Here is a 13,797-nt window from a genome sequence, read left to right as displayed (position 1 = left end):
TCCCCGGTCCTCATTGTCAGGCGGCCTGATCCCAGACGGGTGCAAGCCCTTCCGGCGAAACGATGCGGCCATCCGGCCTGGCAAGCGCGCAGATCGCCGCCATTTCATCGGCGGAAAGCTCGAAATCGAAGATGGCGAGATTTTCATCGACGCGGGCTTCGCTGACCGTCTTCGACAGTGCGATGACACCCTGCTGCTGCACGAGCCAGCGTAGTACCACCTGCGCCACCGACTTGCCACGGCCTGCGGCGATTTCCTTCAGCACCGGATCGGTGAAGACCTTGCCATCGGCCATGCCGTAATAACCCGTCACCGACATGCCGGCGGCCTTTGCCGCGGCGATAACCACGTCCTGATCGATATAGGGGTGGTATTCGATCTGGTTGGTCACGATCGGGGCCTTGGACAGCTTCACCGCCTCGGCCATCAGCGCCGTGCTGAAATTGGAAACGCCGATATGACGCACCTTGCCCGCTTCCTTCACCGCGTTCAGCGCGCCGATCTGTTCGGCAAGCGAAACCGCCTCGTTCGGCCAATGCAGCAGCAGCAGGTCGACATAATCGGTCTTCAGCTTTTTCAGGCTCTCATCCACGGAGGCGAGAAAGGCATCGTGCCTGTAGTTCTCGACCCAGACCTTGGTGGTCAGAAACACGTCGCCCCGCGCCACGCCCGAAGCAGCGATGGCTTCCCCGACCTCGGCCTCATTGCCGTAGATCTGGGCGGTATCGATATGGCGGAAACCGGCTTTCAGCGCATGGGGAACGATGCGCAGCACATCGGCACCGGGAATACGAAACGTGCCGAAACCCAGCGCCGGGATCGAAGCGCCATTTGCGGTGACATCAAACATATATTTTCTCCTTTGAAGTGGCCCGGCCGACTTGGGAGCGGCCGGGAATTTTATGAAAGTTCAGGCGGTTTTCAGGGTCAGCGCGGCGCGGCGGTCGAGCGTGCTGCTCCAGAGGGTCAGGAGCAGGGCCACGGCGACGAGAATGGCGCCGACCCACGGGGTTGCGGCAAGCCCCATCGGCGATTCCACCACCAGACCGCCAAGCCATGCGCCAATGGCGATGCCGAGGTTGAAGGCGGCGATGTTGAGCGCCGAGGCGACATCGACAGCGCCGGGGCGATGTTCCTTGGCAAGCTGCACCACATAAAGCTGCAGGCCGGGAACATTGGCGAAGGACAGGAAGCCAAGCGCGGCAAGCGTGATGAGCGTCAGCACCGGCGAGAAGGCCGTGAAGGAAAAGACGAGCAGCACGATGGCCTGCGCCAGAAAGAGGCCGATCAGCGCCCTGGCCGGGTTATGGTTGGCGATCCTGCCGCCGCCGATATTGCCGGCTGCAATGGCGATGCCATAGAGCACGAGGATCAGGCTGACGCTCTTTTCCGAAAAGCCGGTGACATCCTGCAGGATCGGCGCAAGGAAGGTGAAAGCGACGAAGGTGCCGCCGTAGCCGAGCGCGGTCATGGCGAAAACGATGAGCAGGCGACCGGAGCCGAGAACACGGACCTGATCGAAGAGGCTCGCCGGCGGCGCCTTCTTGAGCGTGCTCGGCAGAAGCGTGGCAATGCCGAAGAAGGCGATGACGCCAAGGGCGGCAACGACCCAGAAGGTCGCACGCCAGCCGAAGACCTGCCCGATATAGGTGCCGAGCGGAACGCCGGTGACGATGGCCACCGTCAGCCCCATGAACATCATGGCAATGGCCGAGGCGCGGCGATTTTCCGGCACGAGATCGGCGGCGATGGTGGAGCCGACCGAGAAGAAGACGCCATGGGCGAAGGCGGCGATGACGCGGGCGACAAGCAGCATCTCATAGCTGGGCGACAGGGCCGCCGCGCTGTTGCCGATGACGAACAGGGCCATCAGGCCGAGCAGCAGCGGCTTTCTTTCGATCCTGCCGGTCAGCGCCGTCAGGATCGGCGCACCGAAGGTGACGCCCAGCGCATAAACGCTGACGATGAGGCCGGCAAGCGGCAGGGTAATGTGAAGATCGGTCGCGACGGTCGGCAGAAGACCGACAATCACGAACTCCGTGGTGCCGATCGCATAGGCCGCGATCGTCAAGGCAAATATGGCCAATGGCATGACGAATACCTCTTCGCCCGGAGCGGGATCGCGGGCGTTCTGGACAGCAACGCCGTCCGGTTGGATCATTTGGACAGCGATGCTGTCGGCTTGCATCGTTTGGACAGCGATGCTGTCCGGTTGGATCAAATCTATGGACGCAATATGGGCGAAGGGGACTTGCATGATAATCGGCAAGGTCGGATAAATACCTTTGAATTGATTTCACAGGTGGTGCGGCGATGGACAATCGGGCCGGAGAAATGGAAGTCTTCGTGGCGGCGGCGGAACTCGGCAGTTTTTCCGCCGCGGGGCGCAGGCTGAAGCTTTCACCCTCGGCGGTGAGCAAGCTTGTCACCCGTATCGAAGACCGCCTCGGCACCCGGCTGCTTGCCCGCTCCACCCGGCTTGTCACGCTCACACCGGAGGGCGAAGTCTATCTTGCGCGGGCAAGGCGCATTCTCGCCGACATAGCCGAGACCGAGCAGATCGTGGCGAGCGGCGGCAAGGTGGTGCCGCGCGGCCTTTTGCGCGTCAACGCCACACTTGGCTTCGGCGAACGTTATCTCCTGCCGCTTGCGCCGGAATTCCTGTCGCTTTATCCGGAAATCGAGCTGGATATCTCGCTGACCGACGGCGTCATCAGCCTGATCGAGGAACGCACCGATATCGCCATCCGCTCGGGCGCCATGGGAGATTCATCCCTGAAGGCGAGAAAGCTGAAGGAAGTCCGTCGCGTCATCGTCGCCTCCCCCGCCTATATCGAACGACACGGCATGCCGGAAAAACCGCAGGATCTGGCGCGGCACAATTGCTTCAGCTTCAATTTCAGCCGCAGCCTCAATGAATGGCCGTTTCGCAACCCCGGCTCTGCGGAAGTCTACCGACTGCCCGTAACCGGCAACGTCTCGGTCAACAGCGGCATGGCCATGCGAAGGCTCTGCCTGACGGGCTTGGGGCTGGGAAGAGTCGGCGAATTTCATATCGAGCCGGATATCGAGGCGGGCCTGCTCGTGCCGGTGCTGGAAGACTATAATGCCGAGGAAATGGAAGTGATCCACGCGGTTTATGCCGGTCACGAACACCTGGCCGCCCGCGTTCGCGCCTTCATCGATTTTGTCGCGGCAAGGGTCGGGCGGTGACTGGCCGCCTCACACCAGGCCGTGCACCAGCTTGGCCAGCCAGTCGACAAAAACGCGGACCTTGTTGGTTACATGCCGGGTCTGGGGATAGACCACATAGATCGGCATGGCCTCGCGCCGCCATTCGGAAAGCACCGGCACCAGCTCGCCCCGCGAAAGCGCATCCTTCACCATGAAGACGGGAAGCTGCACGATGCCCATGCCGGCCAGCGCCGCATTGAGATAGGTGCGACTGTCATTGACCGAGACGACATAGTTCGGGGTCAGCTCGACGCTGCGCACGCCATTGTCGAAGGAAGCCGGCATGATCTGGCCGGTGGTGGCATTGAGGTAGCCCACCGAATAATGCTCCTTCTCCAGATCCTCCGGTTCTTGCGGCATGCCGAAATTTTCGATGTAGGACGGCGAGGCGAATGTCTCGAACCGCAGTTCGCCGACTTTACGGGCAATCAGCGACTGATCGCGCAGCACGCCGACCCGCAGCGCACAGTCGACATTCTCCGCGATATAATCGACCAGACGGTCGCCGACACCGAGGTCGAGACGGATTTGCGGATAACGCTGGTAAAATTCGCAAAGATGTGGGATAACCACCAGGTCCGCGAAGACACCGGCCATTTCCACCCGCAACCGGCCGGAGGGCTGCACCTGCGCGCTGGACATGCTACCGTCAAGTTCTTCGATTTCCGACAAAATCTGTGAGGCCCGCTCATAATAGAGAGCGCCGTCCGTTGTCAGCATCACCCGGCGCGTGGTGCGGTTGAGAAGTGTGGTGTGCAAATGCGCCTCCAGCGCCTGCACCATATTGGTAACAGTGGTTTTCGGCATGTTCAGCGCGGTGGCGGCGCGACTGAAATTGCCGGTTTCCACGACCCGCGTAAAAACCCGCATGGCGGAGAGCTGATCCATTCACTGCCTCGGAGATATGATTATCCGTGATTTCGGAATAGTGTTTTCAAATTTGCATGCTTGATCGTTTCGATCCGAACAATAATATGGATTTCAGATTTTGCAATATGATCCGCCTTCAAGCATGTCGCCACTGCAAAAGTGCGTTGCGGTTTTGCGGTGGCGACATGCGGCAAGATAAAAACTTAAAGCGCAGGAGCGTATCCGAAGGATCGCAACACGCTTTAAGTGGCGGCGCAAAGGATTTGGAGTCATGAACGCGCATTGGGAAAATATGGGTAGCGAGACGTCCGTGTCGAGGCTCTCCGTGCGCCGTTATGAAGGTTCCTGCCTCTGCAGCCATCCGCCTGTCGTACTTTATCTGCGCGGCGGATCGTTTCTGGAACCCGGCCTTGAGCCGGGCGGCAATTGCCCGGAGCTTCCGGTGGCCCGCGCGCTTGCGGAAAGCGGCGCAGTGGTCGTGGAAGCCGACTATAGCAAGCCGTCCGGCAACGAGTTTCCGATGGTCATCGATTGCGCCTATGAGGCGCTCGATCATCTGAGCCGGGATCGCAAGCACTATGGCGGCGCGAAATCGCTGCTGTTTGTGGCCGGCGAAGAAGCAGGCGGCAATGTGGCGGCGGGGCTTGCCTTGAAGGCCCGTGACCGCATGCCGGGCAAGCTCGCAGGCCAGATTCTTCTGTCGCCCATGATCGACCCGATGATGACGACGGAATCCTTCCGCGACGCGGACAGGATCGGCATGCGCCAGCGTTGGGCCGATGGCTGGAGCCATTACCTTGCCAAGGCGTGCGGGTTCTTCCACCCCTATGCCGCGCCCTGCCAGTGCACGCGGCTGAACCGGGTGGCGCCGGCGCTGATCTTTACGGCCGAGGACGACCCTCTGCGCGACGAAACGGTCAATTATGCAGACCGCCTCATCGCCTCAGGCGTCAGCGTCCGGCAGCATGTTTTTCCCGCCGGCGTCGGCTGGACGGGGCTCTATCAAGGAGAGGGCGGCGGATGGGTCTCATCCGTCTGTTCGGAATTCAAGACCTTCGTTGACCAGTTGAAACACTGAATACCGCATTTATTGAGAAACTGACCGGCTCCTGATCCGAGCCAAGGAGAAACCCATGACGCTGAACACCAAGCGCCGGGCCCTGACGGGTGCCGGTATCGGGCTGGCTATGTCCGTTGCAGCCGCAGCATTGTTTTTCGACCTCCCCACCAGCCGCGATGCAACGGCCGCTTCCACCCCGGCTGAAACACCAGCGATCCCGGTTACCGTCGCCAAGGTGGAAAGCCGTGACGTGATGCGCTGGGAAGAATTTTCCGGCCGTCTCGAAGCCGTTGACCGGGTGCAGATCCGCTCCCGCGTCGCCGGCCAGATCAAGGCCGTGCATTTCCGCGAAGGCGCGCTGGTGAAGGAAGGCGATCCCCTCTTCACCATCGATCCGGCCCCCTATCAGGCTGCCGTTGCAGGCGCTGAAGGACAGGTCGCTTCCGCCGAAGCCAAGGTCAGCCTTGCGAAGACCGAACTCGACCGTGGCCGCAGGCTTTCCGACAATCGCACCATCTCCCAGAGCGATCTCGACCAGCGGCAAAGCTCGTTTGCGGATGCCGAAGCCCAGCTTCGCGCCGCCCGCGCAGCCCTGACCACGGCTCAGCTCGATCTCGGTTATACCGAAATCCTCGCCCCGGTTTCCGGCCGCGTCGGCCGCATCGAAATCACCGCCGGCAACCTCGTCGCCGCCGGCTCGACCTCGCCGGCGCTCACGACACTGGTATCGGTCAACCCGATCTATGCCAGCTTCAACGCCAGCGAAGGCGTCGTGGCCAAGGCGCTTGCCGAACTGCCGCAGACGGACGGCGCCCTGCCCGCTCTCGAACAGATCCCGGTGGAAATCGGCACGCTTTCGGATGAAGGCACGCCGATCAAGGGCACGCTGCACCTGATCGACAACCAGGTGGATTCGGCAAGCGGCACCATCGGTGTCCGCGCCGTCTTCGAAAATCCGGACGGCAGGCTCATTCCGGGCCAGTTCGTGCGGGTGCGCATGGGCGAACCGAAGCCGGAAAACCGCATCGTCATCAGCGACCGCGCCATCGGCACGGATCAGGACAAGCGCTTCGTCTTCGTGGTCGATGCCGAAAACAAGGTGAGCTATCGCCAGATCAAGCCGGGCGCACCGGCCGATGGCCAGCGCATCATCGAAAGCGGCCTTGCCGCCGGTGATACGATCGTCGTCAACGGCCTTCAGCGCATTCGCCCCGGCGCGACCATCGCACCGCAGGCGGAAGACAAGGTTGCTGCTTCGCAGTAACCCGCCTCTTTGATCAGCAAGCGTCCCGCGCTTTCGCGAGACGCCCCTTCAGACAGAACCGGCCTTCACCGGCGGCAGGATTGCCGCCGGAACGGCCTTCGCATTCCCAAAGACCCGGAGAGGGACTGGATATGAATATTTCCAGATTTTTTGTCGACAGGCCGGTATTCGCCGGCGTTCTGTCGATCCTGATTGTGGTGGCAGGCCTACTCGGCATGCGCGCCCTGCCGATTTCGGAATATCCCGAAGTCGTTCCGCCATCCGTCGTCGTCCGCGCCACCTATCCCGGCGCGAACCCGACCGTTATTGCCGAAACCGTCGCGACACCGCTGGAAGAACAGATCAACGGCGTCGAGGACATGCTCTATATGGGCAGCCAGGCGACGTCCGACGGCGTCCTGACGCTGACCGTCACCTTCAAGCTCGGCACCGACCCCGACAAGGCGCAGCAGCTGGTGCAGAACCGCGTGTCGCAGGCCGAACCGCGCCTGCCGGCGGAAGTTCGCGCACTCGGCATCACCACCGTCAAGAGCTCGCCCGACTTCATCATGGTCGTCAACCTGGTCTCGAAGACCGACGCCTATGACATCACCTATCTGCGCAACTATGCGACGCTGAACGTCAAGGACCGGCTTGCCCGCATCGAAGGTGTCGGCCAGGTGCAGGTCTTCGGCGCAGGCGACTATTCCATGCGCGTCTGGCTCGACCCGCAGAAGGTGGCCGAGCATGATCTGGCCGCCAGCGACGTTTCCGACGCCATCCGCCAGCAGAACGTGCAGGCCGCAGCCGGCGTTATCGGCGCTTCGCCGAGCCCGAACGGTGTCGACCTGCAGCTCAACGTCAATGCCCAGGGCCGTCTGACGACGCCGGAGGAATTCGGCAACATCATCGTCAAGAGCGGCGCCAACGGTGAAATCACCCGCCTGCGCGATGTCGCCCGCATCGAACTCGGTGCGGCCGATTACACGCTGCGCTCGCTGCTGGACGGCGAACCCGCCGTGGCTGTCGCGGTGCTTCAGGCCCCCGGCTCCAACGCCATCGAAATCGCCGACAATGTCCGCGCCACGATGGACAATCTGCAGCTGGCAATGCCCGACGGTGTGAAATACGAAATCGTCTACGACACGACGAAATTCGTGCGCTCCTCCATCGAAAAGGTTGTCGATACACTCCTCGAGGCCGTTGGCCTCGTGGTGCTTGTCGTCATCCTCTTCCTGCAGACCTGGCGCGCCTCGATCATTCCGCTGATCGCCGTTCCGGTCTCGATCATCGGCACCTTCGCCGTCATGTATGCCTTCGGCTTCTCCATCAACGCGTTGACGCTGTTCGGGCTCGTGCTCGCCATCGGCATCGTGGTGGATGACGCCATCGTGGTCGTCGAAAACGTCGAGCGAAACATCGAAAACGGGCTCTCGCCGCGTGACGCCACCTATAAGGCGATGCGCGAAGTCTCAGGCCCGATCATCGCGATTGCGCTGGTTCTGGTCGCGGTCTTCGTGCCGCTTGCCTTCATCTCTGGCCTGTCCGGCCAGTTCTACCGGCAGTTCGCACTGACCATCGCCATCTCCACCGTCATTTCGGCCATCAACTCGCTGACGCTGTCGCCCGCTCTTGCAGCCCTGCTGCTGAAGGAACACGGCGCACCGAAAGACTGGCTGACCCGCTTCATGGACAAAATCCTTGGCTGGTTCTTCCGCGGCTTCAACCGCGCCTTCGGCGCAGCCTCGAACGGCTACGGCAAGACCGTGGGCGGGCTGGTGACGCGCAAGAGCCTTGTCATGATGGTCTATATGGCGCTGGTGGCCGCCACCTACGGCATGTTCACCACCGTCCCGAGCGGCTTCGTGCCGGCGCAGGACAAGCAGTACCTGATCGGCTTCGCCCAGCTTCCGGACGGCGCAACGCTCGACCGCACGGAAAGCGTCATCAAGCGGATGAGCGACATCGCGCTCGAAACACCCGGCGTCAGCCACGCCATCGCCTTCCCGGGCCTGTCGATCAACGGCTTCACCATCGGCTCCAATTCCGGCATCGTCTTTGCAGTTCTCGATGACTTCGAAAAACGTAAGACACCGGAACTGTCCGGCGGCGCCATCGCCATGCAGCTGAACCAGAAATATGCGGGCATTCAGGATGCCTTCATCGCCATGTTCCCGCCGCCGCCGGTCAACGGTCTCGGCCAGACGGGCGGCTTCAAGCTGCAGATCGAAGACCGCGCCGGCTACGGCTACCAGACGCTGGATGAAGCGACGAAGGCAGTGATCGGCAAGGCCTATCAGACGCCGGAACTCGCGGGCATCTTCTCCAGCTACCAGATCAACGTGCCGCAGCTCTTCGCCGATCTCGACCGCGCCAAGGCGGAACAGCTAGGTGTATCCGTCAGCGACGTCTTCCAGACGCTGCAGATCTATCTCGGCTCGCTCTATGTCAACGACTTCAATGCTTTCGGACGGACATACAGCGTGCGGGTTCAGGCGGATTCCCAGTTCCGCGCCCATGCCGAAGATATCGGTCGCCTGAAGGTTCGCTCCGCATCGGGTCAGATGATCCCGCTGTCGACGCTCTTGAAGGTAAATGCGACGACGGGGCCGGAGCGCACCAACCGTTATAACGGCTTCCTTGCGGCCGATATCAACGGCGGTCCGGCACCGGGCTTCTCCTCGGGACAGGCGCAGGCGGCAATTGAAAAAATCCTTGCCGAAACCCTGCCCGCCGGTGTCGACTACGAATGGACGGACCTGACCTACCAGCAGATTCTGGCCGGCAATTCCAGCATCGTGGTCTTCCCGCTGGCGCTGCTCTTGGTCTATCTCGTGCTCGCCGCGCAATATGAAAGCCTCACCTTGCCGATTGCGATCATCCTGATTGTCCCGCTCGGTGTGCTTGCGGCCCTCACGGGCGTCTGGCTGACGGGAGGGGATAACAACATCTTTACGCAGATCGGCCTTGTCGTCCTTGTGGGTCTCTCGGCGAAGAACGCGATCCTGATCGTGGAATTCGCCCGGGAACTGGAATTCGAAGGACGAACGCCGCTTCAGGCGGCCATCGAGGCAAGCCGGCTTCGCCTGCGCCCGATCCTGATGACCTCGCTCGCCTTCATCATGGGCGTGGTGCCGCTGGTCGTCTCCACCGGTGCAGGTGCGGAAATGCGTGCGGCCATGGGTGTCGCGGTGTTCTCCGGCATGATCGGCGTAACGTTCTTCGGCATCTTCATGACACCGGTCTTCTACGTGCTGGTGCGCAGGCTGGCGGGCAATCGTCCGCTCATCCAGCACAAGCAGGAAGAACCGGCCAATTCGGACTACAAGCTCGAAAAGGCCGGCTGAGACCCCACTCCCATCCACCGCCACCTTCGAAGCAAGCCCGCCGCGCATCCCCCGATGCGCGGCGTTTTTTTGGCTGGAAACGTCTATGCGACTCCACTGAAATAGAATCAGTTTCAAATGCTTAAGCGGGAAAATCGCCTATATTGTCCCGCATTGAATCTGTCAAAAATCAATATATCCAAACCAACTCGACGGAGCGGCAAGAAACGATGCTATTTTATGCTTTGTATTTTGTGGTAAATTCTCAAGAACAGGGTGATTCGGACTAAATGATTTAGTTCAGGGGCTGCATGATGGAGCAGGAATACGAAAACTGGGCAACGACCGTTGCCTATTCGATCGTGATGCATGAAGGTCTGGATCTGGCGCTTTCCGCGCAGAACCTGGACAGAAGCAAGACCAGAAACAACCGTGAGCGGCTGATGGAAGCCATTCGCACATCGTTGCTGGAAGCCCGTTCGCGCAGCCATCTAACGGCAGCGTAACGGCTTCCCACTGCTCGGGTCCTGTCTCCTGCTTGCGGCATATCATCCGCAGCGGGATCAGGCCGGAAGCAGGTCGGTCCGCACCGCGGCCTTCAACGGCAGATGATCCGAGGCGATGCGCGCCAGCGCGCTATCATGCGCCTCCACCTGCTCGATCAACCCTTCACGATTGGCGATGATCCTGTCGAGCGCCAGCACCGGCAGGTTGGACGGAAAACTCGGCACCGCCGGTGGCAAGGCGCCAAAAGCATCCCGGAACGTATTGAGCGACGACCCGTTGCCGAGACGCCATTCGTTCAGGTCTCCCATGAGGATGGTCGCGCATTCGTTGCGTGCTTCCAGAAGGCCGATCAATGCTTTCGCCTGCTGGGCGCGGGAATGTCTGAGAAGCCCGAAATGGGCGGCGATGACCCGCAGCGTGCCGCCGCGTTTGAGATCCAGCTCCACGACGAGCGCGCCGCGCGGCTCCAGCCCCGGCAATTTCAGCGTATGCACATCCCTCACCGCCCCTTCCTTGAACAGCACGACATTGCCGTGCCAGCCATGCGCCTTCACGCCGGCCTGCACGGGCACGGGAATGAGGCCGCTTTCCCGCTCCAGCCGCGCGAGATCGAGCAGGCCGGTGCGCTCGCCGAAACGGCTGTCCGCTTCCTGAAGGGCGATGATGTCAGCGCCGATTTCCTGAATGACGCGGCTGGTGCGATCGGGATCGAACTTGCGGTCGCGGCCGACGCATTTATGCACATTGTAGGAGGCGATGACGGGGAAGGAATGATCTTTCGTCGCTGGCGCCGTATTCTGGCGCTGGCGACGGTCGCGCAGCGACTGCATGACGAAGGCGGACAGGCTGGTGTTTTTCGTCAAAGCCGTTTTTTCATCATCCAGCAAACCGTTCTTTTTCACGCGTCGATGCCTCCGGTCTCGCGCAGCGCCCTGTCGGACGCACCGCACTCTAAAGATAAGGCGAAGCGAGCCACAGGACACGCTCCACAAAACGGACAACGAATGGCCGCGCATTCAGTTCGCTGAGCCGCACGGGCAAGGCGGTTGCCCGTGCATCCCGGATGCGCTCGCCGATTGTCGCGGCGAATTCCTCATCCATAACTTCGAGATCGATCTCAAAGTTCAATCGCAGCGAACGCGGATCGAGATTGGAAGAGCCAATGTAGCTCCAGCGCCCGTCGATCACCAGAAGCTTGGAATGATTGAAAGCTCCCGTCGCCCGCCAGATGCGGCAGTAATTCTTCAGCATCTGGTCGAACTGCGCCGTCATCGCCCTGTCCACAAGCACCAGATTGTTGCTTTTCGGCACGATGATATCCACCACGACTCCCCGCCTTGCTGCGGTTATGAGCGCCGAAATAAGCTCCCGATCGGGGAGAAAATAGGGCGACATGATGAGAATGGAGGAGCGCGCGACGGAAAACGCGCCCATCAGCATCTTGTGACTGGTCTCGATACTCTTGTCCGGCCCGGAGGAGCAGACGCGGGCAACGATCTGCGAGCCCGGCACGCCATCGGGAATGGCGATATCCCAGACCGGCGCATCCAGAAGCTCCCTTGTCGTGAAGCGCCAGTCCTCCGCCGCGATGGAGAAAAAATCCGATACAACCGGCCCGGTGATCTTGAAATGCGTGTCGTGCGACTGGCTTTCGCCGCCGAATTCCTGGGTGAAACCCTCGCGGATATTCATGCCGCCGCTGAACGCGATGCGCCCGTCCACCACGAGGATCTTGCGGTGGGTGCGCAGATTGGCGTAGGGCAGCCGCAGCCCCATGATGACGTTGCCGTTGAAGACATCGCAGACGATGCCCTTTTCCCTGAGCGTCGGCAGGATGCTCGGCACCGAGTAACGCGCACCCACCGCATCCACCAGCACCCGCACCTCCACGCCGCGAAACTTCGCCCTTTCGAGCGCCGCGACAAAACGGGCGCCGATCCGGTCATTGTCGAAAATATATGTTTCGAGAATGATCGACCGCTTCGCCTCGTCGATGGCCTCCAGCATGGCGGCATAGGCGGCATCCCCCGTCACCAGCGGCTCGATGCCGTTGCCTGTCGTCAGCGCATGACGCGTCACCCGGTCGCCCAGCGTCTTCATCGCCTCGAACCGGCGTCCGAAGCGCGCGGCTATCGTCTCGCCGCTGGCATCCAGACGCGCCACGCGATCCATGATCTCGTCCTGCATGAAGGACCGCTGCTGCGTGATATTGGACCGGCGAATGCGGTTGATGCCGGCAATGGCATAGATGACCGCGCCGACGATGGGCGACAGCACGATGACGCCGACCCAACCGAGCGCGGAGCGGACCTCCTCCTTCGTCATCGTGGCATGCACGGCCGCCACGGTTCCCATCAAAATCGAGAGAACGGCAAGAATATGCGGCCAATAGGCAATGACGAGATCGAGCATGGTACAACTATAGAGTACTTCGGCAATCTCGCAATGACAGGCAGGTAGCGCTGGCGGAGACAAAGAACCTGACCGCGCCATGCTTTTGCGGGACAGACCCTTGCGGGATTAACGGTGGAAACCGGCCTTGCGATATGTCATGAGAGCGCATCTTGATCTTTGGGCAGTGGCAAGGCGGGGTGCACTTGCGGGCTTTCTGCCTCGTTTGAAAGCAAGAAGGCCGTGATGCAGGAAAATACACAGGGCGCCGTCATCGTCATTTCCAGCCATGTCATGCGTGGTTCCGTCGGCAATCGCGCCGCTGTCTTTGCGCTGGAGACACTCGGTTATCCCGTCTGGGCGGTGCCCACCATCGTCATGCCCTGGCATCCCGGCCACGGCCCTTCCACCCGGATGCGCTTTCAGGACGACGATTTCGACAAGGCGATGACCGACCTCGAAAACGCCAAATGGATCGGCGAGGTCAAGGCTGTTCTGACCGGTTATTTCGGTAGCGCCGCGCAGGTGCGCTCTGTCGCAAGGCTGATCCGCAATCTGAAGGAAAAGAACCCGTCGCTGATTTACGCCTGCGACCCGGTCATGGGCGATCTGGGCGGGCTTTACATTCCGCTCGAGACCGCCGAAGCCATTCGCGATCACCTCATCCCGCTTGCCACGGTCGCCACGCCGAACCGTTATGAACTCGCCTGGATGAGCGGCGCGGAGCTCGAGACCAACAATGCCATCATGGATGCCGCGCTCGCCCTCGGCCCGCCGAAAATGCTGGTCACCTCAGCCGTGCCGATGATGACGGGCGGCACCGGCAATCTTTATCTCAGCGGCCGCCACGCGCTGCTTGCCGAACATCGCGCCATCGAGAATGCGCCGAACGGCCTCGGCGATCTGATGTCGGCGCTGTTCCTCGCTCGCCTGCTGGAAGGCATGGATGACGAAAAGGCGCTGCAGCTCGCAACCGCCAGCGTCTTCGAAATTCTGGCGCGCACCAAAAAACGCGACATGAATGAATTGACGCTGGAGACGGACTCTTCAAGTCTCTCCACACCCATGGCCATGGTGCAGATGCGCCATCTCTTGCATCCTTCGCGCAGCAAGCGCAAATAGCGGCTAGAGCATTTCCAGGAAAAGTGGCCCTCGGTTTTCCGTCC

General features: G+C 61.2%; 11 protein-coding genes. 6 read left to right on the top strand and 5 right to left on the bottom strand.

The genetic code is table 11. The annotated features are described in order from the left end of the window. Positions 1-16 precede the first annotated feature (16 nt). Both ACQZ60_RS24745 and ACQZ60_RS24740 read right to left on the bottom strand, forming a co-directional pair. Positions 17-850, bottom strand: coding sequence for an aldo/keto reductase (locus ACQZ60_RS24745; RefSeq protein WP_448736325.1), 834 nt, complete (start codon positions 848-850; stop codon positions 17-19). A gap of 60 nt (positions 851-910) precedes the next feature. Continuing rightward, on the bottom strand, positions 911-2,092 hold the full coding sequence (locus tag ACQZ60_RS24740; RefSeq protein ID WP_448736333.1) for an MFS transporter: 1,182 nt from the start codon (positions 2,090-2,092) through the stop codon (positions 911-913). Positions 2,093-2,313: 221 nt separating this feature from the next. Here ACQZ60_RS24740 and ACQZ60_RS24735 point away from each other — a divergent pair, with 221 nt between their 5' ends. Further along, positions 2,314-3,213: a LysR family transcriptional regulator gene (locus tag ACQZ60_RS24735; protein ID WP_127757675.1), complete on the top strand. Its 900-nt coding sequence runs from the start codon at positions 2,314-2,316 to the stop codon at positions 3,211-3,213. Positions 3,214-3,222: 9 nt separating this feature from the next. On the opposite strand, the gene ACQZ60_RS24730 is transcribed toward ACQZ60_RS24735, so the two are convergent. Continuing rightward, the gene (locus tag ACQZ60_RS24730) at positions 3,223-4,122 is read right to left on the bottom strand and encodes a LysR family transcriptional regulator (protein ID WP_003522616.1); all 900 of its coding nucleotides are present in this window, start codon (positions 4,120-4,122) and stop codon (positions 3,223-3,225) included. A gap of 253 nt (positions 4,123-4,375) precedes the next feature. Between ACQZ60_RS24730 and ACQZ60_RS24725 the strand changes: the two genes are divergently transcribed. The 4 genes from ACQZ60_RS24725 (at position 4,376) to ACQZ60_RS24710 (ending at position 10,239) form a co-directional block, all read left to right on the top strand. Then, positions 4,376-5,182: an alpha/beta hydrolase fold domain-containing protein gene (locus tag ACQZ60_RS24725; protein ID WP_448736324.1), complete on the top strand. Its 807-nt coding sequence runs from the start codon at positions 4,376-4,378 to the stop codon at positions 5,180-5,182. Positions 5,183-5,237: 55 nt separating this feature from the next. Further along, on the top strand, positions 5,238-6,428 hold the full coding sequence (locus ACQZ60_RS24720) for an efflux RND transporter periplasmic adaptor subunit (RefSeq protein WP_003522618.1): 1,191 nt from the start codon (positions 5,238-5,240) through the stop codon (positions 6,426-6,428). A 131-nt stretch (positions 6,429-6,559) separates the two neighbouring features. Then, entirely contained in the window at positions 6,560-9,754 is a 3,195-nt protein-coding gene (locus ACQZ60_RS24715) for an efflux RND transporter permease subunit (RefSeq protein ID WP_020809338.1), read from the top strand. A 290-nt stretch (positions 9,755-10,044) separates the two neighbouring features. Continuing rightward, on the top strand, positions 10,045-10,239 hold the full coding sequence (locus ACQZ60_RS24710; RefSeq protein WP_003522620.1) for a hypothetical protein: 195 nt from the start codon (positions 10,045-10,047) through the stop codon (positions 10,237-10,239). Between the two features lie 57 nt (positions 10,240-10,296). On the opposite strand, the gene ACQZ60_RS24705 is transcribed toward ACQZ60_RS24710, so the two are convergent. Together ACQZ60_RS24705 and ACQZ60_RS24700 are read right to left on the bottom strand one after the other, a co-directional pair. Continuing rightward, entirely contained in the window at positions 10,297-11,142 is an 846-nt protein-coding gene (locus tag ACQZ60_RS24705) for an endonuclease/exonuclease/phosphatase family protein (RefSeq protein ID WP_059758857.1), read from the bottom strand. A 49-nt stretch (positions 11,143-11,191) separates the two neighbouring features. Next, positions 11,192-12,652, bottom strand: a complete 1,461-nt coding sequence (locus ACQZ60_RS24700; protein WP_031233581.1) for a phospholipase D-like domain-containing protein — start codon at positions 12,650-12,652, stop codon at positions 11,192-11,194. Between the two features lie 225 nt (positions 12,653-12,877). On the opposite strand from ACQZ60_RS24700, the gene pdxY reads away from it, so the two are divergent. Continuing rightward, positions 12,878-13,753, top strand: coding sequence for a pyridoxal kinase PdxY (gene pdxY / locus ACQZ60_RS24695; protein WP_031233580.1), 876 nt, complete (start codon positions 12,878-12,880; stop codon positions 13,751-13,753). Positions 13,754-13,797: the final 44 nt, after the last annotated feature.

The organism is Agrobacterium sp. 22-223-1, from assembly GCF_053522385.1.
Note: the sequence above shows the minus strand (reverse complement) of the source record. Positions and strands in the feature narration are given on the sequence as shown.

Bases quoted from the DNA above. Each gene is read 5' to 3' on its own strand.
- ACQZ60_RS24745 (WP_448736325.1), bottom strand. From the start codon at position 850: ATGTTTGATGTCACCGCAAATGGCGCTTCGATCCCGGCGCTGGGTTTC.
- ACQZ60_RS24740 (WP_448736333.1), bottom strand. From the start codon at position 2,092: ATGCCATTGGCCATATTTGCCTTGACGATCGCGGCCTATGCGATCGGC.
- ACQZ60_RS24735 (WP_127757675.1), top strand. From the start codon at position 2,314: ATGGACAATCGGGCCGGAGAAATGGAAGTCTTCGTGGCGGCGGCGGAA.
- ACQZ60_RS24730 (WP_003522616.1), bottom strand. From the start codon at position 4,122: ATGGATCAGCTCTCCGCCATGCGGGTTTTTACGCGGGTCGTGGAAACC.
- ACQZ60_RS24725 (WP_448736324.1), top strand. From the start codon at position 4,376: ATGAACGCGCATTGGGAAAATATGGGTAGCGAGACGTCCGTGTCGAGG.
- ACQZ60_RS24720 (WP_003522618.1), top strand. From the start codon at position 5,238: ATGACGCTGAACACCAAGCGCCGGGCCCTGACGGGTGCCGGTATCGGG.
- ACQZ60_RS24715 (WP_020809338.1), top strand. From the start codon at position 6,560: ATGAATATTTCCAGATTTTTTGTCGACAGGCCGGTATTCGCCGGCGTT.
- ACQZ60_RS24710 (WP_003522620.1), top strand. From the start codon at position 10,045: ATGATGGAGCAGGAATACGAAAACTGGGCAACGACCGTTGCCTATTCG.
- ACQZ60_RS24700 (WP_031233581.1), bottom strand. From the start codon at position 12,652: ATGCTCGATCTCGTCATTGCCTATTGGCCGCATATTCTTGCCGTTCTC.
- pdxY (WP_031233580.1), top strand. From the start codon at position 12,878: ATGCAGGAAAATACACAGGGCGCCGTCATCGTCATTTCCAGCCATGTC.